Source organism: Gaetbulibacter sp. M235 (genome assembly GCF_043876835.1).
In the GTDB taxonomy this organism is placed as follows: Bacteria; Bacteroidota; Bacteroidia; order Flavobacteriales; family Flavobacteriaceae; genus Yeosuana.
This window is the reverse complement of the sequence record NZ_JBAWJZ010000005.1, coordinates 235,079-257,034: the sequence shown is the minus strand read 5'-3', so window position 1 is coordinate 257,034 and position 21,956 is coordinate 235,079. Positions and strand designations below refer to the sequence as shown.

The 21,956-nt window shown below is 29.7% G+C and carries 22 protein-coding genes; 12 read left to right on the top strand and 10 right to left on the bottom strand.

Going from position 1 to position 21,956, the window contains the following annotated elements:
* Positions 1–29: 29 nt before the first annotated feature.
* From V8G69_RS10440 to V8G69_RS10430, 3 genes are read right to left on the bottom strand one after another with little or no spacing between them, the layout of a single operon-like run.
* Entirely contained in the window at positions 30–923 is an 894-nt protein-coding gene (locus tag V8G69_RS10440; protein WP_394881853.1) for an HlyD family secretion protein, read from the bottom strand.
* Between the two features lie 2 nt (positions 924–925).
* The gene (locus V8G69_RS10435; RefSeq protein ID WP_394881852.1) at positions 926–2,176 is read right to left on the bottom strand and encodes a TolC family protein; all 1,251 of its coding nucleotides are present in this window, start codon (positions 2,174–2,176) and stop codon (positions 926–928) included.
* A gap of 4 nt (positions 2,177–2,180) precedes the next feature.
* Positions 2,181–2,783 (bottom strand): TetR/AcrR family transcriptional regulator, encoded by a 603-nt coding sequence (locus tag V8G69_RS10430; protein WP_394881851.1) that lies wholly within the window; start codon positions 2,781–2,783, stop codon positions 2,181–2,183.
* Positions 2,784–3,059: 276 nt separating this feature from the next.
* Between V8G69_RS10430 and V8G69_RS10425 the strand changes: the two genes are divergently transcribed.
* The 9 genes from V8G69_RS10425 to V8G69_RS10385 all read left to right on the top strand — a co-directional run bounded on the left by V8G69_RS10425 (position 3,060) and on the right by V8G69_RS10385 (position 11,715).
* The gene (locus V8G69_RS10425) at positions 3,060–3,680 is read left to right on the top strand and encodes a hypothetical protein (protein ID WP_394881850.1); all 621 of its coding nucleotides are present in this window, start codon (positions 3,060–3,062) and stop codon (positions 3,678–3,680) included.
* A gap of 106 nt (positions 3,681–3,786) precedes the next feature.
* A complete protein-coding gene (locus V8G69_RS10420; protein ID WP_394881849.1) occupies positions 3,787–4,335 on the top strand; it encodes a 2'-5' RNA ligase family protein in 549 nt (182 codons plus the stop codon).
* Between the two features lie 127 nt (positions 4,336–4,462).
* Positions 4,463–4,594: a hypothetical protein gene (locus V8G69_RS10415; protein ID WP_394881848.1), complete on the top strand. Its 132-nt coding sequence runs from the start codon at positions 4,463–4,465 to the stop codon at positions 4,592–4,594.
* 56 nt (positions 4,595–4,650) lie between these two features.
* Entirely contained in the window at positions 4,651–5,142 is a 492-nt protein-coding gene (locus V8G69_RS10410; RefSeq protein WP_394881847.1) for a MarR family winged helix-turn-helix transcriptional regulator, read from the top strand.
* Entirely contained in the window at positions 5,139–5,882 is a 744-nt protein-coding gene (locus V8G69_RS10405) for a hypothetical protein (RefSeq protein WP_394881846.1), read from the top strand. The genes V8G69_RS10410 and V8G69_RS10405 overlap by 4 nt, the downstream gene beginning before the upstream one ends.
* A gap of 23 nt (positions 5,883–5,905) precedes the next feature.
* A complete protein-coding gene (locus V8G69_RS10400) occupies positions 5,906–6,295 on the top strand; it encodes a RidA family protein (RefSeq protein WP_394881844.1) in 390 nt (129 codons plus the stop codon).
* Between the two features lie 428 nt (positions 6,296–6,723).
* The gene (locus V8G69_RS10395; RefSeq protein WP_394881843.1) at positions 6,724–10,167 is read left to right on the top strand and encodes a hypothetical protein; all 3,444 of its coding nucleotides are present in this window, start codon (positions 6,724–6,726) and stop codon (positions 10,165–10,167) included.
* Positions 10,160–10,612 carry a hypothetical protein gene (locus V8G69_RS10390; RefSeq protein WP_394881840.1) on the top strand — a complete coding sequence of 151 codons (453 nt, stop codon included), beginning with the start codon at positions 10,160–10,162 and terminating at the stop codon, positions 10,610–10,612. Before V8G69_RS10395 ends, V8G69_RS10390 begins: the two co-directional genes overlap by 8 nt.
* Positions 10,609–11,715 carry a response regulator transcription factor gene (locus V8G69_RS10385; RefSeq protein ID WP_394881839.1) on the top strand — a complete coding sequence of 369 codons (1,107 nt, stop codon included), beginning with the start codon at positions 10,609–10,611 and terminating at the stop codon, positions 11,713–11,715. Before V8G69_RS10390 ends, V8G69_RS10385 begins: the two co-directional genes overlap by 4 nt.
* Positions 11,716–11,787: 72 nt before the next feature.
* Here the strand turns inward: V8G69_RS10385 and V8G69_RS10380 are convergent, their stop codons facing one another.
* The 3 genes from V8G69_RS10380 to V8G69_RS10370 form a co-directional block, all read right to left on the bottom strand.
* Positions 11,788–11,967: a hypothetical protein gene (locus V8G69_RS10380; protein WP_394881837.1), complete on the bottom strand. Its 180-nt coding sequence runs from the start codon at positions 11,965–11,967 to the stop codon at positions 11,788–11,790.
* Between the two features lie 300 nt (positions 11,968–12,267).
* Positions 12,268–12,648, bottom strand: coding sequence for a hypothetical protein (locus tag V8G69_RS10375; protein WP_394881835.1), 381 nt, complete (start codon positions 12,646–12,648; stop codon positions 12,268–12,270).
* Positions 12,649–12,668: 20 nt separating this feature from the next.
* Positions 12,669–14,771, bottom strand: coding sequence for an elongation factor G (locus tag V8G69_RS10370; protein WP_394881833.1), 2,103 nt, complete (start codon positions 14,769–14,771; stop codon positions 12,669–12,671).
* A gap of 219 nt (positions 14,772–14,990) precedes the next feature.
* On the opposite strand from V8G69_RS10370, the gene V8G69_RS10365 reads away from it, so the two are divergent.
* The 3 genes from V8G69_RS10365 to V8G69_RS10355 all read left to right on the top strand — a co-directional run bounded on the left by V8G69_RS10365 (position 14,991) and on the right by V8G69_RS10355 (position 17,207).
* Positions 14,991–15,608: a YqaA family protein gene (locus tag V8G69_RS10365; protein ID WP_394881831.1), complete on the top strand. Its 618-nt coding sequence runs from the start codon at positions 14,991–14,993 to the stop codon at positions 15,606–15,608.
* Positions 15,609–15,670: 62 nt separating this feature from the next.
* Entirely contained in the window at positions 15,671–15,958 is a 288-nt protein-coding gene (locus V8G69_RS10360) for a DUF3817 domain-containing protein (protein WP_394881829.1), read from the top strand.
* 1 nt (position 15,959) lies between these two features.
* On the top strand, positions 15,960–17,207 hold the full coding sequence (locus V8G69_RS10355; RefSeq protein ID WP_394881827.1) for a mechanosensitive ion channel family protein: 1,248 nt from the start codon (positions 15,960–15,962) through the stop codon (positions 17,205–17,207).
* Between the two features lie 49 nt (positions 17,208–17,256).
* On the opposite strand, the gene leuB is transcribed toward V8G69_RS10355, so the two are convergent.
* Genes leuB through leuC form a run of 4 tightly spaced genes read right to left on the bottom strand, consistent with a single transcriptional unit; the run spans position 17,257 to position 21,860 of the window.
* Entirely contained in the window at positions 17,257–18,315 is a 1,059-nt protein-coding gene (gene leuB, locus V8G69_RS10350) for a 3-isopropylmalate dehydrogenase (protein ID WP_394881826.1), read from the bottom strand.
* A 17-nt stretch (positions 18,316–18,332) separates the two neighbouring features.
* Positions 18,333–19,853, bottom strand: a complete 1,521-nt coding sequence (locus V8G69_RS10345; RefSeq protein ID WP_394881825.1) for an alpha-isopropylmalate synthase regulatory domain-containing protein — start codon at positions 19,851–19,853, stop codon at positions 18,333–18,335.
* A gap of 4 nt (positions 19,854–19,857) precedes the next feature.
* Complete coding sequence (gene leuD, locus V8G69_RS10340) at positions 19,858–20,454, bottom strand: 3-isopropylmalate dehydratase small subunit (RefSeq protein ID WP_394881823.1); 597 nt, start codon at positions 20,452–20,454, stop codon at positions 19,858–19,860.
* An 11-nt stretch (positions 20,455–20,465) separates the two neighbouring features.
* Positions 20,466–21,860 carry a 3-isopropylmalate dehydratase large subunit gene (gene leuC, locus V8G69_RS10335; protein WP_394881821.1) on the bottom strand — a complete coding sequence of 465 codons (1,395 nt, stop codon included), beginning with the start codon at positions 21,858–21,860 and terminating at the stop codon, positions 20,466–20,468.
* Positions 21,861–21,956: the final 96 nt, after the last annotated feature.

The window sequence follows — 21,956 nt, the reverse complement described above, 5'->3', positions numbered from 1 at the left end:
TTTGTTTATATTTAAATTTGTTTATTCATTTAATTATTAAGCCACATCTCTGCTGGCATGCCTATTTTTAATCCTCCATCGTTTTCAACATCAATTTTAACAGCATAAACCAACGCAACACGTTCATCTTTTGTTTGAATGATTTTTGGCGTAAATTCTGCCTCAGAAGCAATCCACGTAATAATCCCTTTATAGTCTTTTAAGGTGTCATTGGCATCAATTTTAACTGTAACTTCTTGACCAATTTTCACACTTTCCAGTTGAGTTTCACTAATGTAAACCCTTAATTGCATGGTGTTTAAATCGGCTATTTTGTAAAGTGGTTTCCCAAAAGAAGTTATTTCATTTGGCTCAGCATATTTAACCAAAACGGTTCCGTTAATTGGATTTATAATTCTGCTTTTTTTAATTTGATCCTCTATTTGTTTTATCTGCACATCAATATTCTTTAACTCATTAACAACCGGAGCATTTTGAGTTTCAATACTTATTATTTGTTGTTTTATAACATTGATTTCACCATTAACATCATCCAATTGTTTTTGAGTCGCTGCGTTATCTCTTATAAGATTTTCAATTCTGTTTTGATTGATTTTTGCAGTTGAAAGTTGGGCATTTAAAACACTAATTTGCGACAAAACTCCTTTAGACTTTGAGATAGTTACATCTTTTGAAACCATTAGTTGTTCGCGTTTTAAACTTAATGGAATGGTATCTATATATCCAACAAAGGCATCTTTTTTAAGCTCTTGTCCTTCGGTAATATCAAATACTTCTAGTTTTCCATTATTTTCAGCAGATATTGTAATTTCTATAGCTTCAAAATTTCCATATCCATCTGCATTATCATTGCCATTTCCACATGAAAATAGGGTAGTGGCAACAACTCCCAAAAGTGTTATTTTTTTTATAGATGTTATCATGTTTATTGTCCTTTAGTTATGTTGTAATTTGCTTTTGCTAGTAATAATTGAATGTTGTGTGTTTTTAAATTGTTTTCGTCTTCAAACAAATTGGTCAATTCTGTGATATAGGCTGAAGAAGTTATTATTCCATTTTTTAATTGGGATTCAGCTGATTTCAATACTTCTTTTCTTAATGCTATGATTTCTGAATCTGAAGCAATAAAACTCTCAATTTTCTTCATTTCAGATTCTTGCTGACGCAATTCAATAATAGTATTTAGGTTAAAAATTTCTGTTTCATTATCAATAATATCTCTATTAATTAATAATGATTCACGCTCTTTTTTGTTTGAATTCCAATCGAAAACATTCCAGTTAAGCTTTAAGCCAATAGTATAAAATCCTTTAAATGAATTATCAAGCATATTTAAACCAGGATAACCATAACCACCAGTTGCAAAACCCGAAATCTTTGGAGCATTTTGCTTAGATATAAGCAATTCATTAATTTCTATTTGTTCTTTTTTTAGCTGGAATAATTCTAATTCTGGTCTGCTAATGTTGTTTTGAAAATCTGCATAGATTTCTGGATTTTTTAAAGTTGTTGAAGTATTTATATCTTCACCCAACAAAGAAGATAAGGTTTCAAATAAGCTTACTTTGTTAAAATCGATTTCTACAAATTGTTGTTTGATTTTTATTAATTCTGCTTCAAGCACTTTATCAGAAGCAGGCAAAATGGTTCCATAAGTTATTCCAGATTTTACTTCTTTAATTCTGGCTTCCAACTGTTCTTTTTTTGCTGACAATAAAGCTTCCTTTTCTTGTAACAATAAAATTGAAAAATAAAGCTGATTGACTTGCTTTTTAAGCTGATATAAATTGACTTCTACCTGTTTTTGTTGAGTTTTTGAGGCAGATGATTTTGCTTGTAATGAGGCATCTATTAAACCTCCATTATAAATTAATTGACTTAATGTTGCAGTTGCTCTGTATTGATCTTTGTTTAAAGGCTCAATACCAGCATTTGGAATAGGAACATGTGTAACATCTGACTGATATGTGGCTTGTGCATCTAAACTTAATTGAGGAAGTGTTTTATTTGTAATAACTTCAGAATCTATAGCGTTTTGCTTTTCTAATAATGCTTTTTGCTTTACAATTGGATAATTTTTATTTACTAATTTGTAACAGTCAAACAAAGATAGTTGCTGCTGAGAGTAACCACTAAAAGCTATAATTAAAATGAAAAAAACCATTACTTTTTTCATGACATTAAATTTTAATTGAATTAATAATAAAATCTGCAACATGGGTTTTTCTTTCATCGATGATTTGAGTAAATCTTTCATCATCAATAATACCAATGGTTTTGATTAATGGAGAACCAACAAAAGGAAATACACATAATGAAATGATATTGATGAATAATTGCTCTGCATTAATAGGTTTTATAAGTCCTTTTTTAACTTCATCGCTCACCTGAATTTTAAACTTTTCAAGGTTTGGTAAATTGGAGTTTCCTTTAAATTTTGAGGCGAAATCAGGGTTTCTATTTATTTCTTGAATAACGAAATTTGGCAAATAAGGATGCTGACTAACAAACGAAATATAGTTTTCGGTAAATTTTATTATTTTTTCCTCTACCGATGAATCGTCGTTCAAAATATAGTTTATTTGAGGTGCCAATAACGAAAAGGCATTAAAAAACACTGCTTCAAACAGTTGTTGCTTACTTCTATAATAATAATGCAACAATGCTTTATTTATTCCTGCTTCATCAGCAATTTCTTGCATTCTGGCACCATCCATACCCTTTTTAATAAACACAGTTTTAGCTGCTTTTAATATCAACACTTCAGAAGTTTTATCTTTCATTATTAATCGTTTAACTATATGGTTTAACCATTTGGTTAACAAAAATATATAAAAATTAAAACAAAAGCAAAATTGCTATAAATTAATTTTACTTATTAATATCCAACCGGAAAACAGACTATACAAAAAGTATTTTTTAATATTCATTTCATCGGTAAATTTTAATCATTCACATAATCAGTAAACCATTCATCGTATAATTTGAACGTTTATAAGATTTTTATTTATAAATAAACTTAATCTATTAGTTTTGAATTAATTATAAAGAAAAGCCCCATGAAAAATCTACTTACTATTTTATGTGTTATCTGTTTTTTAGGTACAAACCCTTCACTTTTTGCACAAGAATATGCTAATGTTTTGGATAATGTTAGTTACAAAAAGCGCAGTCCTATATATGATTATTCTGAAATTCAGTTAAATAATACAGATACAATACCAGATTTTGATACAAAACCTGATAAATTGAAAATTACAGGAACAATTTACCAAAAGGATAAAAAAACACCTGCTGCTGATGTTATTCTTTATGTTTATCAAACTGATGAAAACGGAAATTTTGAATTAAAAAGAGATGATTTACATAAACGCTATGTAAAACACAGAGGTTGGATTAAAACAGATGCTGACGGAAAATACACAATTTATACCTTTATGCCTGGTAAATATGTGCGTAGTAAAGAATTAAAACAAATTCATAGAGTAATTAAAGAACCTGGAAAACCAGAATATGAATTAAATTCATTCTTCTTTAATGATGACCCATTAATTCCGGATTTAACACTTTCTTGCCGTGCAGAAACTGTAAAAAGTATGCTTAGACTTGAAAAAGAAGGCAATATGTACGTAGCCACAAAGGATATTGTATTAAATTCTTCCGGTTCTTTGGACGAGTAATTAATGCTTTTTAAACTTCCTTTTTAAAGCATTATTTTATAAAGGAGAACATTTTTATTAGAAGACTAATTCAATTTTAATAAGGACTTAATGTAGTTCATTAGGTATGTCTGAAATTAAAATATACAACTTGAGAATTGTTCCTTCACCGCCTGTTTTAGACGATGTTGAGAATTTCAAAAGTTCATTTATTGAAACCTTTGGAAAACAACCACTTTCTAAATCAAAACCTCATATTACGTTAGCTGTCTTTGAAATGGATTCAAAATATCAAGATATATTGGTAAATGTTTTTAACCAACTATCCAGTATTAAAAAATTTCAACTAGAGACTAAAGGATTTGATATATTTGAAAATAATGCCAACGTTTTATTTATCAAAATTCCTTTAACAGAAGATATTAAACTTATTCACAAAAACATTAAAATTTTATGGATTAGAGATTTGCATAGAAAAGAAAGAACAATTATTATTCCTGATGTACCTCACATGACAATTTCAAAAACTTATAATAACAAAACTCTTCACGAAAGCTTGGATTTTTTTCAGAAAATGAATTATCCAAATAAACATTTTGAAATTGACCATTTAACATTGATTTCTAGACCTCATGGCAAAACATGGGATTGGGAACATCAAATTAAACTCTCATAATAAAAATATTAGATTAAAGTCTAGATCTCTCAAAGATTGTAATATCTAACTTAAACTTTAAGATTATTTCCGTTTTGATTGATAAACATCATTTCTTATAAAAATAAGGTCAATTAACTTTGACTTTATGAAAAGCATACAATTCTTAAAATTTAACATTGGCATTATTATTTTCATAGTGCCATTAATGACAATTTTTAGTCAACAAAACCTTTCAGCAACAGATATTGTTAAAAAGGAAGATGACAAATATAATTAATCAACTATGTAGTTGACTAACTATATTCATTATATTTGTTTTAACAAATTTTGTAAATGGAAAAAGATTTCTTAAAAGAACTCGGCTACAGGGCTTTAGATAACAGATTAAAACGTATTAGTGATAGAATGTCTCACGATACGAGAAAATTCTTTAAACAAATTGATATAGATGTTGAACCAAGTTGGCATTTAGTATTTAAATTATTAAGGGACTATAAAAGGCTAACTATGGTCGAAATCGCTCAACATTTAGGTTATACGCATCCATCTATGGTGGTAATGCTAAAAAAGATGACTGCTAAAGGTTATATAGTTTCTGAAAAGGATACTATAGATAAAAGAAAGCAAATTATTAAACTCACCCAAAAATCTATTGACTTACTTCCTGAATTAGAACAAATATGGAACAGTTGCGAAGATGCTATTTATAAAATGCTAAATGAAGATTTGTCTATACTTAAGTATCTAGATGACATTGAAGCATCTTTAAAATCTATCCCATTAAACGAACGCTTTTACAACGAATACAAAAAACAAAAAAAATGAAAGCTGATAACAACACAGAACAAAAAAAGTTAAAAATTACAAGGAGAGGTATGGTTAGAACTTTAGGATTGGGTTTAAGTTTTGCTGCCCTTCCTTCCTTTATGTCTTCTGCAATGATAGAAATTTCTATAGACGCTTTAGATCATGGAGAGAAAATTATTCCTGTTAAGGAAAGGGAATTAATAGAAATGCAAAAATTTATTGAAGACTGTATTGCTGCCAATAAAGAGTCTAATCCACAAGAAGCTGTGAAAGAAGTTTTAGCCAAAGGTGTTTCTAATCCACAAGCAATGCTTAAAGCAATTGGTGAACCGAAAGAAGCAGGGTTGAAGGTGTTTTTGCGCTCAAAAGAACTGACCATTTTTGCTGCGGCTTGGACACCTCAAATGAATCTCATGCCACATAACCATCATATGTGGGCCAATATTGGTATATATACAGGACGAGAGGATAATATTCTTTGGGAGCGAACAGAAAAGGGATTAGGTTTAGAAGCTAACAAAGCACGATGTTTATTTGCAGGTGATGTAGCAACGTTAAACACAAGCGCCATTCATTCCGTGACCAATCCGCTACAAAGATTTACTGGAGGGCTTCATATTTATGGTGGTGATTTCTTTGCTACAGAACGCAGCCAGTGGGATCCGGAAACGCTGAATGAAGAACCTTCCAATGGTGACGTTATACGTAATATTTTTAAGAAAGCGAATGAACAAATGCGTAGAATGAAAAATGATTAATTTTATATTCTAACTATAAAATGATGAAAAGAGAATTAATATCAGGAGAAAGTCCTTATGAGGATATTGTAGGATTTAGTCGTGCTGTTAGGGTTGGACCATATATCACAATTGGAGGAACTGCGCCTACAGATACAAATGGAAATACAGTAGGCATTGGAGATATTTCTCTACAAACCAAACAATGTTTGGAAACTATTAAAATTGCATTGGAAAAAGCAGGTTCAAGCTTAAAAGACGTGGTTAGAACTCGAATACTTCTCACAAATATTGAAGATTGGAAAGTTGCTGCCGAAGTAAGAGCATCTTATTTTAGAACTATAAAGCCTGTTGATACTATCATGCAAGTATCTCGTTTTATTAACCCAGATTGGTTAATTGAAATTGAAGTAGATGCCATAGTGGCCACATAAATTTATACTCTTGTGTTAATCCATGAGAAATATTTTTTACTATAATGTACCGCGTGGAGTTTATCCTGAGCATAAACGAAGAGTAACTTGAGCTTTGCTCACGAAATTTTATTTAAATAAAGGCGTTCATTAATCTCCTAAAAAGTCGATTTGGTTAAAAGTGAAAGTTTAATACATCATTTTCTTTATTTTTTTCTTCTAAAAACTTTCTCTACAATGTTAATAAAATGCGAAGCATTCATGAACTCCTCTAAAACAATATTAACCTTGTGAATAAACACTTTTTATGCGAGCCTGCATCGAGCAGAGTCGAGATGACGTAGGAGAGTAGTAGAATGTGTGTGGAATGAATAATAAATCAACTATATTTTTTTAAAACAAAGTTTGATATAACTATATTAGGGCTTCATAAGAATTATCAGATATTAATGAGAAAATCAAAAATTGTTCAAGAATTATTTAGATCGAAGAATGTTTATTCTACGCTTTTGAACATAAAGCTTTTGGATTATGAAAATGCTTCAAAAAAAATAAAGCAAGCTCTTTCACATCCAATAACAAAAAGAGTATTATATCACGACAAATCTAAACCTGTAAATTTTAGAGAATTAAGAAACACAAAGCAATTAGGAAATACTGGAAATCTTGAAGGTGAATTAGCATGGTATATCAATAGTTTGAAAAATTTCACAAATGAAATAAATGTTTTTTTAGACTATGAAAAAGAATTTGAGAGACTAATATTATTTGATGAATACGAAAAGGCTAAAGAATTAATTAATGAAATTAATGAAAAAGTTTGCTATTCATTTTGGGCAATAGAAAACTTGTTTTCAATTGAAGAGAAATTAAAAGGAACAGAAAGTAACTGGTCATTCTTAAAAGAAATTAATAGTCAAATTGAAATCCGCTACTCATTATTTTTTAGTGGATATTTTAGTAAAAAAACCGAGAAGGACACTACATTATTACAGTACAAAAGAGAACTTGAAAATATCCTTAAAGGAATGGAGAGGAATGACCTGGAGTACATTCTTTTTAAATTAGCATACTTTTACATAAATGATTATTCTGAATATTCTTATTTTCTATATGCTGAGAATTTATCTTCAATAATTGATAAATATTTACTACTTATTGATATCCTTTTTGAATTAGCTAATATAAAAGACCATAAAGAACTAGTTAAAAATGCTTTAAATGAACTTGATTCTTATGGAATAAATGATTATCGGTTAGATAGAATTAGAGAGTTTTGTGGATATATTGAACTTGATTCTTTTAATGAGAAAATCATTGATTTATTTGATATTTACTCTATAGGAGATTATGAAAGTAGTTTAAAATTATCTAAAAATTTAATCCAAGATCATCCTAGTTCAATAGAATTATATGAAATATATATTAAATCGCTAATAGAATTAAACAAGTCTTTTGAAAAAACCAATATTTCTTCAACCATAGATTTTGTATTAGAAAATTTATTTTCTGTATTTATAAGGGATGATGAATATTATACATCCAGAGAAAACCTTTTGAAATTTTATTTGTGCTTTCCAAAAATTAGTTTTTTCAAACAAGTCTTGTCATTAGTGTCTAATTTAACTGGTATTGAGTCTACAAAAAATATTATTAATAGAAGCACTTATATTTATTCATTATACTCAAACCCTTCATTAATAATTTTAAACAATGCAGATAATAATATAAAATTCCAGGAGTCACTTCTTGACAAACACATCAGTTTGAAGATTAATCATGCGATTTCAATAAATAATTTTGAAAAAATTAAAAAAGATGATTTGCCAAATAACAAACTAGAGTTATATAAATTAAGAGCAAATTATTATAATCATCAAGAGGAAAGTATGAATTCAATAATTGAGTTTTATAAAAATTCAGTTCTGAATAATTTTTCTAGTGAGGAAGTAATTCTTTATTTATATAGTGCTTATTTAATTGAAAATAAAGTCGCAGAGGCTATGACAGTCTTTGTTGATGCATATTTTAAAAACAAATATTTTGTTGAAAGGCTAAAGAAATCTTCTCTTTTGAATTACATAATTGATCAAAATTATAAAATTGATAACATTTCTATTGATTTACCTATATACTTTTATTTTGAAGATGCGAATAGTTATTATAAATACACCTCTCTCGAAGTTTATTTAGATAGTATTTCTTTAAGCAAGCCATCAGAGATTAATCATATTGAATTTGAAGATACTGAAAAACTTATTTTTCTATTTAAAAATGTATGCACGATTGATGTGTTAAATAATTTTTATCTCATTTTTGATAGTGATGCAGGAGTAATTGAAGAAAGAAAGAAGATATTAAGAGTTTTAGCAGTCTTAGATAAAGAAAATAGTGATAGTTATTTTGAAGAAATTGCGACATTAACTCAAAAATTAAAAATAAAAGAAATCATTGAAACGGTTAATGATGGTAAAATTAATTTAAATTTCACGAGGATAAAAGAAGATAAAGAGTATAATTTAGAAAATAGTTTTAATAGGTTTATCAAGTTTAAAGATTTTTCGGATTTAAACGAGATGAGTTTATTAGATACTTCTGAACTTGTAATTTCATATTTATCGGAATTAAAGAAAGACACATCAAAGCTTCAACAAGCTTCTTTTGTTTCATTTAAATCATTATTTTTTGAAATTGTTGATTATTTCCTATTTAGTAAAGAACATGGTTTAGATGGTGATTTAAGTACTCGAATTAGACATGGCGTTTTAGAAAATCAATTAAGGTCTGTTTTTATTAATAAAAACCTTATTGCTACAAAAAATAAAGACAATGAGTATAACAATATCTCATATTGGGAAAATCTTTGTAATGAAAAATCATATCCTTTACCAATTATTGATAAACTTCAAAAAGCTTTGAAGAACTTTTCAAAAACCATTGATGAATATATATTAAGTATTATTAATGACTATATACAAATTCAGTCTAATAGGCATACTCAAAAAAATCTTGGTTTATTTAATTATAGATTTACCGATGAAATTCTATGGATAATTTATAAGGAAGTTACTGATAGCATAAATAATTATGATGAATTTCTAAATTATACTTTTGATTTTTTACGAGCACATACTGAAACATTATTGAAAGGTATAACTGGTGAGTTTCAAAGAAGCTTAAACGAACATTTTCAGGACGCATTACAGAATTTGGAAGATATAATTGCGAAAGATTTATATTTAAAAGATGAAGTGAATTCTGAAATAAATCAAAACATTTATAATACAAAGACTTTGATTCAAAATGAATTGTATAATATTTCTGAATGGTTCAAAATTTCAAATAATTTAGATAATTCAATTCTTGATATACAAACAATTATACAAACTGCAATAGAATCAATTAATTTAAATGTCAATGATATTAAACCAGAGGTTATAGTTGATTCTGAACACTTTTTTGAAGCAGGTTTCTATTATATAGATATTTTTAAAATTTTAATTGAGAACGCAATAAAACATTCAGGTCTGTCAATTGAAGATTTAAATATTATTATTGATGTTAAAACACTTGTTCTATTTAATAAAATTGAAGAAAATGAACTACCAATTTCAAAACTAATTGTTAAAATTTCGAATAATTTAAGTAACGATATTCAAAATGATAAATTAAATGATAAATTAAATGATAAATTAGAAACTTTAGTTAATAACTGGAATACTGAATTAAGTACAGTTAATAAAGAAGGAGGAAGTGGATTTCAGAAAATAAAAAGAATTTTGAAATATGATGTTAAATCACTTGATAGTGATTTAAGTTTTAAATTGGAAGGAACTAAATTACAGTTTTTGTTGGAAATTACACATAATATAAAAGGCATAGGTAATGAATAGAATTTTATTTATTGAGGACAATAAAACTAAGATTGAAGATATTAAATCATTTTTAGAAGAGAATTATAAAGATATAAACTTATCTATAAGGGAATCTTTTACATCAGGATTAAGAGAACTTTTTACAAATGAATATGACATTGTATTTCTTGATATGAGTTTACCTACAAGAGAAGGTTCTCCTAACAATTCACTAAATAACTTCGAACAATTAGGAGGTCATAAAATATTAAGTGAAATGAAAAGAAAAGAAATGTTTTTGCCTACTATCCTTATTACAATGTTTAGAGATTTTGGTGTTGGCCAATCTTTTATGGATCTTAATGAAATTGATGAAATGTGTAAAAAGGAATTTGAAAATTTTTATAAAGGTGTAGTTTATTATTCGTCTAGAGAAGATAGCTGGAAGGAAAAATTGAATAATTATTTGACTGAATTAATATGAGGATATTAATAGTTGATGACAGTATTGATAAAATTTCTGAGCTAACAAAGTTAATTCATGAGAATCAACCAGAAGCTATCATTGAAACAGCTGAAAATATTTCTAACGCAATTTCTCTCTTTCAAAATGAAGATACTTATAATTTAGCTGTTATAGATATTTTCTTGCCTTTAAGAAAAGGTCAGGATATTTTAAAGAATGGAGGAGAATTATTGCTTAAAGAATTATATAGAAAGGCAAAAGTTTTAAAAATTCCAAATTATATAATAGGTTTTACTCAATACGATGATGCTTTAGAATGTGAATTCTCGTCAATTTGGCGAATAATAAAGTTTGATTATAGTTCAGAAAGATGGAAAACTGAGTTTAATCAATTATTAACTCACATAAATAATACTAACTTCATGGTTACGGAAGTTAAAGAAATTATTCCAGTAATTTATGTTGAGGGTATTACAGATTTAAATTATTTAAATATAGCTTTAGAGTTGTTTTATCCTAAGTACAAAGACCTTATTGAGATAAAATCCCAAAGAAATGCTGGTGCAAATTGGGTAGCAAGTCAAGTAGCTATTTGGGCTATTTCAAAAATGAAATATAAAACAGGTGATTATATTATGTCAATTGGTCTACTAGATGCAGATGAAGCTGGTAATAAAGCAAAAAAGGATTTATTTGATAGAATACAAACTGAAAATGAGCAGAAGTGCTTTAAAATATTAAATATTAATCAAAAGTATAATCAAGAATTAATCAATTTCTATAGTAAAGGTTGTAAAATAGAAGTGGAGATTGAATCTTTATTTCCAATAAATATAATTAATCATGCTGAAAAACAAGGTTGGCTTGAGCATAGAAGTTCTTCTTTCATTGAAAATCCTAAAGGTTGGAAACAACATGAAGAAACATCTTTAAGTTACATTAAAAAATTAGGTTTTAATGATGATCAAAATTTATATCTAAAAAAGGTAAAACGTTTAAATAAACAAGATTTTAGTAATTATATTATAAATTTAGACACTAAATTAAGAGAAGATATTTTTATAAATTTCAAAAGTTTAATTAAAGATATTCTAATTGAATGTAAAATTTTTAATGACTAATGGAATTTTGACCTCATAAAATTTTGGCAAAACAATAGGTGAGTGGAGCGTAGATATTTTAGGGGTTTAGTACTAGTTTCCAGTACCAAATGAGAAGCTTTTGAATCGTTCTAATTCTTCACTCGGAATATTGTCAAACATTTCTTGTGTATAGTTAAAGATAGAATTCAGTTTTGGAAGTTTGTCAAGTGTTACTATTTGCCAAAATTTATAAGAATCATTGTCTAAATTTTGAAGGAAATGTAATTCCATAAAAAGCATTTTAATTTTTAATAAGATTGAGCGAGTAAATTATAAATACATTTATTATATTTTATTTTAACCAGCCACAATGAGCTTGACATAATTACGATCAATATAAGCCTAAAGACCTTATATCTGCAATTATGTCAAATATCACCTAAAAACGCTATTAAGCTCATTGCTGTATCTTCTTGTACTATAATTTATATTATGTAAAATAGAATATTTCATAACCTCTTCTATTATAGTTATATAAAACAAAAAAACCATATACAAAAGCACATGGTTTTTTAATAAAAGATAAATAAATTATAGCCATTCTAAAAAATAGTCCATCATTTCTTCTTTTAACTCGTAATGCAATTTTATATAATCTTTCATATCCTCGCGTAAAGTATGTTGTTCGTTATGCAATCTGCCATCAATATTTTCTTCATAGTTAACTCTATTAATATTAATCATCTTATTTCTAATTCTATGAAGCAATTTTGAAATAGCATCTTTTTCAATCATAATTCTATTCTGATAAACTTCTAATGGCTTTAAAGCTTTCTGACCAAATTCACGTTCTGCAATTTCTTCCAATTTTTCTTGAAAAGTATCCATTTCGTTAAAATGAAAACGTAATTCACGTTTCCAAGTTTCTAAATTGAATTTTAAATCGCTTAGATATAATACTTTAGTTTGCATAGGGGTTCTATTTATATTAATTAATTTTTTACTAATTGACTTTGAATATGTGGTGGCACCATTTGATATGATGAAAATTGAGTGCTGAATGTTGCGCGACCTTGCGTGATAGATCGTAAATCTGTTGAGTATCCAAACAGCTCATCTGCAGGTATTTGACAATTCAAAATTTGATAATTATCATTATTTTCAAAACCTTGAATCACAGCACGTCTTGATTGTAAATCGGTCATAACCTGACCTACCATTTCTTCAGGAACCTTAACGATCAACTCGTTTTTAGGCTCTAACAATTTAGGATTTGCATTTAAAAATGCTTCGCTAAACGCATGAGCACCAGCTATTTTAAAAGAAATATCATTTGAATCTACTGAATGCATTTTACCATCGTACACCATCACACGAATATCTCTAATATAAGACCCTGTAAGTGGTCCTGATTCCATAACTTCTAAAACCCCTTTCATTATTGAAGGCAAATATCGCGTATCAATCACACCACCTACTATACAGTTATAAAAAATCAATTTTCCTCCCCAAGCTAAATCAACTTCCTCTTTTCCTCTAATATTAAAACCTTCTGGTTCGGGCATACCTTCTTGCCATGGCTCTATTTTAATATGTACTTGTGCAAATTGACCTGATCCTCCTGATTGTTTTTTATGACGATAATTAGCAGTTGAAGACCTTTGAATGGTTTCTCTATAAGCTGTTTTTGGCTTCTCAAATTTAGCTTCAACCTGATAAATATTTTTTAAAGTCCAGTCTATAGTTATTAAGTGTAATTCTCCCTGACAACCAATAAGTAGTTCTTTTGTTTCTTTTGAAAATGATAAACTTACTGTGGGATCTTGAATATGGATTTTTTTAAGAGCTTCACTTAATTTTTCTTCATCATTTTGGCTTGAAGCACTTACTGCCAAAGTCATACGTTGTTCAGGATATTGTATATGTTTTAGTGAGATTTGTTCTTTACCACTATATAAAGTATCATTAGTTTCGGTGAATTTTAGTTTTAAAGTTGCTCCTATATCTCCAACAGTGAGTTTTGAAACAGGTTGTCGTTCCTTTCCATCCATTATAAATAACTGATTGATAATTTCAGATTCTCCTGTTCTCGAATTTGTTAATCGGTCATTTACGTTTACTTCACCCGATTTTACTTTAAAAAAAGTTATTTGACCTAAATTGGTTTGAAAAAGTGTTTTAAAAACAAATAGCGCCGTTGGTCCGTCACTTTTTGGATGAAGCTCCATCCCTTCTACGGTTTGCTCAGATTTTAAATCTGCCGCTGCTGGAGCTACATTATCAATAAATCCCATTAATCTACCAGACCCCATAACATTTAGAGCAGAAACACAAAATACAGGATATAAATCATGATTAAGCATTCCGGCTTTAATACCTTTACGCATTTCATCCTCATTTAAGGTTCCTTTTTCAAAGAATAACTCTAAAAGTTCGTCATCATTTTCGGCTGCTTTTTCAATCAATTCATTATGAAGTCTATCAGCTAACTCTTTTTGATCCTTTGGAATTGCTAATTTTTCAGGCTTCCCTCCTTTTGGGCCGAATTTATAAAGTTTCATTTTTAGAACATCTATAATACCTTGTGCTCCATCAATTTTAATTGGATATTGAATGATAACAGCATTATTTCCAACTAAAGACTGAATACCTTTAAAGTTTATATCAAATTTAGTATCAACATGATCAATTTGATTAATTACAAACAAAGTTGGAATGTGGTATTTGTCTATGTAATTCCAGATAATTTCTGTACCCACTTCTAAACCTTGTCTGCCATTAATGGTAACAACCACAGTATCTGCCACACGAATAGACGAAATAATTTCACCAATAAAATCATCAAATCCAGGTGTGTCAATAATATTTATTTTGTAATTACGCCATTCGGTATGCATTGGCGTTGCGTAAACTGAAGCTCCCCGTTCGTGTTCTACACTATGATAGTCTGAAACAGTATTGTGATCTTCTACAGTTCCTCTTCTATTAATAAGCCCTGCTTCGAACAACATAGTTTCAGACAATGTCGTTTTTCCGCTGTTATGAGCCCCAACTAAAACAATGTTTTTAATGTGCTTTTCGTCAAATATTTTCATGTCATAGGATTAATTGTTATGAAAATAAAGCTAAGTCCATTAAATTAATAAAAAAATGACTTAAGTCAGTTAAAAAACTCAAAAAAATACGTAAATAATTATCAGTTTAATGTTTTTCAAGTGTTAAAGCAATATTAAATTTTTTATAAAAAATTTAATATCACCAATAAATAGGCTTATAAACCTATCTTTGCAACCTTGAAAAACAATAAATTTGCAATGAAAAATAAATCCAAATCAAAAACCGAAAAATCGCGTTTGCATTTGCTTCACCAGTATTATCTTTATACTGGTTTTTATGCTTTTGTTGGTCAAGCTATAAAAAAGGCATTGCCATATATTTTAATAATTATTGCAGCCGTTTTTGTTTTAAATACGTTTTTTAATATTAATGAATTTTTAATTCATCTTACAGAAATACTTCCCGTTGATGGTGTTTTAACCTTTTTTTTCGTTTCAGAAATTCTTTTAGGATTAGTTCCTCCTGAAATATTTATTGCATGGGCTGGTAAATTGGATTCACCATGGCTTTATCTAAGTATTTTGGCAGTTTTATCTTATTTAGGCGGTCTTTGTTCTTATTGGATTGGAATTGGAATCACAAAAATCCCAAGAGTTCATATCTATCTGGAGAAAAAAATGGAAAAACAACTTAAAAATTCAAAAAAATGGGGTGGTTTTTTAATTATAGTTGGTGCCTTATTACCCTTACCTTTTTCTATTTCGTGTATGGCTGCAGGAATTATTGCGTTTCCATTTAAAAACGTTATGCTCTATGGTTCGTTACGTTTGGTAAGATTTCTTATTTACGGACTTGTTATATTTCATGTATTTTAATTCCAATTTGGATTGATGCATTTTGAATCTCTAATTAGTAACTTTGCAAAAAAAATAGCTTGATGACTTTTATAAACATTTTTAGATTAGTAGCCTTTTTAGAAGGTATTTCGTATATATTATTGTTGTTTATTGCAACTCCGGTTAAATACCTTTTGCATGAACCTAAATATGTGAAATTATTGGGAATGCCTCATGGATTGTTATTTATTGGATATCTTATTATCGCATTTATGTATAAATCTGAAACCAATTGGACGAAGTCGCAATTTTACTCAGTTTTAGTTGCGTCAATAATTCCTCTTGGAACTTTTTATGTTGACAAAAAATATTTAAAAACAATAAAGTAATATGAACTCCATAAAACATTTGCTTTACAATTATTTGGTTTCGTTAGGTTTGTCTGAAACCGTTTCTGAGTTTCTTAATATGCTGGCATTAGCAATAGCTTTATTCATAATTGTTTTTATAGTTGACTTTATCATTAGAAAAATATTGATTCAAATATTTACTCAATTTGCTTCTAAAACAGAAACCAATTTTGATGATTTATTAATTGCCAATAAAGTACCTCGGAATATTGCGCATGTAATTCCTTTATTGATTATGTTGGAATTCATGCCAATAGTTTTGACCGACTTTGATTATTGTGAAAACATTGTTGAAAAGTCGTTAAAAGTATTTTCAATTATTTTAACCCTTTGGATTGTTAGAAGTGTACTAAATGCCTTAAAAGATTATTTTAAAACCCTACCAAAGCTAAAAGACAAACCCATCGATAGCTATATTCAGGTATTTATGATTTTTGCTTGGGTTATTGGTATATTTTCGGCAATTGCTATTATTACAGGCATTGCCTTTATACATTTTATAACAGGTCTTGGTGCTGCTTCTGCTGTTATTATTTTAATCTTTAAAGACACTATTTTAGGTTTTGTAGCCAGTATTCAAGTATCCATTAACAATATGGTGCATATTGGTGATTGGATTACTTTTGAAAAATATGGAGCCGACGGAGATGTTATTGAAATAAATTTAGCAACTGTTAAAGTTCAGAACTTTGATAAAACGATTACAACAATACCAACGTACGCATTGATTTCAGACTCGTTTAAGAACTGGCGTGGCATGGTAAATTCTGATGGTAGACGTATCAAACGTTCGTTAAGTATTAAATTAAATAGTGTGAAGTATTTATCTAAAAATGAGGTAGATAAATTAAAAAGTATTCAACTAATATCTTCATACCTTGAAAAGCGTCAAAATGATATTGATGGCTATAATATGAGTCATAATATTAACAAAGAGCTCCCTTTGAATGGTAGAAACCTAACCAATTTAGGTGTTTTTAGAAAGTATGCACAAACCTATCTTGAACAACATTCGGCCATCAATAAAAACATGATGATAATGGTTCGGCAATTAGCACCTACAACACAAGGTATTCCTTTAGAAATATATGCTTTTAGTACAGACAAGCGATGGGAAAATTACGAATATATCATGGCAGATATATTTGATCATTTAATTGCTGCTATTCCTTATTTTGATTTGGAAGTATATGAACTGCCCACAGGTTCAAACTTTATTAATGCATAAAAAAAGCGGGTTTTATTAAAACCCGCTTTTTTTTTAAAATCATATGTTTTTAAATATGACTGGCTAACCAATCACCAACTTCGCTAGTTTTATAAGCTTTATTTTTCCCTGCCAAATCTTCAGTAACAACACCTTCGGCAAGAGATTGATCAACTACAGATCGAATCGCTTTAGCTTCCTCAGTTAAACCAAATGCATCTTCAAACATCATAGCTGCGGATAAAACGGTTGCTAACGGATTTGCTATATCAAGACCTGTTGCTTGTGGATAAGACCCGTGAATTGGTTCATATAACGATGTGTGCTCTCCAACAGATGCTGAAGGCATTAATCCCATAGAACCTGAAATAACCGAAGCTTCATCAGTTAAAATATCACCAAAAAGATTTTCAGTAATTAATACATCATAACTATTTGGCCACTGAACCAATCTCATAGCAACTGCGTCAACAAATTCATAAGAAACTTTTACTTCTGGGTAGTCTTTTTCCATAGCTTGTACAGTTTCTCTCCATAAACGTGATGTTTCTAAAACATTGGCCTTATCAACACAACATAATTTTTTAGAACGCGTCATGGCTAATTCAAATCCTTTTTTTGCCAATCTTTTCACTTCTTCTCTAGTGTAAACACAATTATCATAAGCTGTTTCTCCTTCATCCCTTCTGCCCTTTTCACCAAAATAGATACCGCCAGTTAGTTCTCTTAAAAAAACTAAATCAGTACCTTCAATGCGCTCTCTTTTTAAAGGTGAGTTTTCAATTAAAGAAGGAAATGTAAATGTTGGTCTCACATTAGCAAACAATCCTAATTTTTTACGCATTTTAAGAAGCCCTTGTTCTGGTCTCACTTTAGCACTTGGGTCATTATCATATTTAGGATGACCAATAGCTCCAAATAAAACAGCATCTGCTTTCATACAAATCTCATGGGTTTCATCAGGATATGGCTCTCCAACAGCATCAATGGCTGCTGCACCTGTTAAAGCTGGCGTCCATGTAATTTCATGTCCGAATTTTTGCGCAATCGCATTACTTACTTTTACCGCTTGATCAATAACTTCTGGTCCAATACCGTCACCTGCTAATAGTGCTATATTTAATTTCATGTTTTTATTTTGTATTCTTAATTAATAATAATGTTGAGCATTTTTTCGGTTGCCTTAATAGCAGAAACTGTTTGATCAGAATCTAAACCACGTGTTTTAAATTCCTTTTCTGAACTTTTCCATGTAATGATAGTTTCACATAAAGCATCTGAATGGCTTCCAGGAGGAATTCTAACGGCATAGTCAATCAAATTAGGTAATTCTAGATTAAGCTTTTTAAATACGGTCCTGATTGCATTCATAAACGCATCAAATTGACCATCACCTTGTGAATTTTCTTCAAATGTTTTACCGTTAATTGAAATAGCAACAGTTGTTGAAGGCCTTAATCCTTTTGAATGGGTTAAAACATATGATTCTACTTTTACTTTTTCTTCATATGTTCTATCTAACACATCAGAAATGATATAAGGTAAATCTTCTTTAGTAACCACTTGCTTTTTATCACCCAATTCTATGATTCGTTGAGTCACCTTTTTTAAATCCTCATCATTAAGCTGAAGTCCTAATTCTTGTAAGTTTTTTTGAATATTGGCTTTACCTGAAGCTTTTCCTAAAGCATATTTTCTGGTTCTACCAAAACGCTCTGGTAATAAATCGCTAAAATACAAGTTATTTTTATTATCACCATCTGCATGAATACCAGCTGTTTGGGTAAATACATTGGCTCCAATAATTGGTTTATTGGAAGGAATCATGACTCCAGAAAAGTTTTCAACTAACTTACTTACCGTATATAATACTTTTTCATTAACCCCAATTTGTATTGAAGGCATAAAATCATTTATAACTGCAATTGTACTAGCCATGGGCGCATTACCAGCACGTTCGCCCATTCCATTAATGGTTAGATGCAAACCATCAGCACCAGCTTTTAGCGCTTCTATGGCATTAGAAACACCTAAATCGTAATCGTTATGTGCGTGAAAATCGAAATGCAAATCGGGATACTTAGTTCTAATTTCCAAAACAAAAGCATAAGATTCAGAAGGCGTTAATACACCTAAAGTATCGGGAAGCATAATACGTTTAACAGGTTGAGTAGATAAAAATTCTAAAAACTCATAAACATAGTCTTTAGAATTCCTCATACCATTACTCCAATCTTCTAAATAGACATTGGTTTCAATGTCTTTACTTTTGGCCAATGAAATAGTTTCTGATATCTCTTTAAAATGCTGACCAGGAGTCTTTTTAAGCTGATGGGTTAAATGGTTTAATGAACCTTTTGTTAATAGGTTTTGAACCCTAGCACCAGCCTCAATCATCCAGTTAATAGAAACACCATTGTCAACAAAAGTTAACACTTCAATCCTATCAATATATCCGTTGTTTTTTGCCCAATCAGTTACACTTTTAACAGCTTGAAATTCACCTTCTGAAACTCTGGCAGAGGCTATTTCAATACGGTCAACCTTTAATTCCTCAAGTAAAAGTTTAGCTATTGTTAGTTTTTCAGAAGCAGAAAACGACACACCTGAGGTTTGTTCACCATCACGTAATGTCGTATCCATTATTTCTATCTTTTTTACAGCCATTTATTTATAGTAACAGACCATTTGCAAAAGATTCTATTTCACCTTTAATATTTTGAAGATAATCAATATCATCAAAACCATTAAGCATATTATCCTTTTTATAACTATTTATTTCAAAAGATTCTTGAGCTCCTGTTGAAATGATAGTAATTGTTTGATTTGGAAGATTTACTTCTATTTCAGTATTAGGATCATCGTAAATAGCATTAAATAGTTGTTCTGAAAACTCTGCACTCACTTGAACCGGCAACACACCAATATTCAAACAGTTATTTCTAAAAATATCAGCAAAAAAACTAGAAACCACACAACGGAATCCGTAATCGTAAACAGCCCAAGCTGCATGCTCTCTTGATGAACCGGAACCAAAATTCTTTCCTCCGACTAAAATTTTCCCTGAATAAATAGGATTATTTAACACAAAACTCTCTTTTGGAGTATTATCACCATTGTATCTCCAATCTCTAAATAAGTTGTCACCAAATCCTTTTCGTTCAGTAGCTTTTAAGAAACGAGCTGGTATAATTTGGTCTGTATCAACATTTTCTAACGGTAATGGAACTGCTGTACTTGTAAGTATATTAAATTTATCGTAAGCCATTTTTTCTAATTTTAAATTAAATCTCTAGGATCTGTTACTACACCTGTTACAGCTGCTGCTGCAGCTACTAATGGACTTGCCAATAATGTTCTTGAACCTGGTCCTTGACGCCCTTCGAAATTTCTGTTTGATGTACTAACCGCGTATTTTCCAGCCGGTACTTTATCATCATTCATAGCCAAACATGCAGAACAACCAGGTTGTCTTAATACAAATCCAGCTTCAGTAATAATGTCCAGAATACCTTCTTCTTTAATTAATGCTTCCACTTCATGAGATCCTGGTACTAACCATGCAGTAACATGGTCTGCTTTTTTCTTTCCTTTTACAATAGATGCAAATGCACGAAAGTCTTCAATTCTACCATTAGTACAACTTCCTAAAAACACATAATCGATTTTTTTACCAATCATGGAATCATTTTCATGGTAGCCCATATAGTCCAATGATTTTTTATAAGTTGCAACACCACCTTCAACTTTATCAGCATCAGGGATGTGTTTAGAAATCCCCATACCCATACCCGGATTTGTTCCGTAAGTAATCATAGGTTCAATATCACTGGCTTTAAAGTTTAATTCTTTATCAAACGTTGCATTGACATCCGTTTTTAAAGTTTTCCAATGTGCTACCGCTTTGTCCCACTCTTCTCCTTTTAATGATAATGGTTTTCCTTTTAAATAAGCAAAAGTTGTTTCGTCTGGAGCGATCATACCACCACGAGCGCCCATTTCAATAGATAAATTACAAACAGTCATACGACCTTCCATTGTCATGTTCTCAAAAACATCACCTGCATATTCAACAAAATAACCTGTAGCACCAGAAGTTGTAAGTTGTGAAATAATATATAAAGCCACATCTTTTGGAGTCACCCCTTTTCCCAACTGTCCATTCACGTTAATACGCATTTTCTTAGGCTTTGGCTGCATGATGCATTGTGTAGACAATACCATTTCAACTTCTGAAGTACCAATTCCAAAAGCAATAGCTCCAAATGCCCCATGGGTTGATGTGTGCGAATCTCCACAAACAATGGTAGCTCCTGGGAAAGTAATTCCATTTTCAGGACCTACAACATGGACAATCCCATTTTTTTTATCACCAAGTCCCCAGTGACTGATTCCATATTCTTTTGAATTATCTTCTAATGCCTTTAATTGGTTTGCAGATAATGGATCTTGAACTGGCAAATGTTGATTGATAGTTGGTGTATTATGGTCGGCAGTTGCGAAAGTGCGTTCTGGATATAATACTTTTAGGCCTCTTGTTTTTAAGCCAAGAAAAGCAACAGGACTTGTTACCTCATGTATAAAATGACGATCTATAAAAAATACATCTGGTCCTCCTTCTATTTTTTTAACAACGTGTGAATCCCATACTTTGTCAAACAGTGTTTTGCTCATAAATATCTTTAATTTAATATTGAAACTTGAGAGTAATTATATCTATATATTACAACAAGTTATAAGGATGGCAAATTTATAAAAAACTCATCTTTT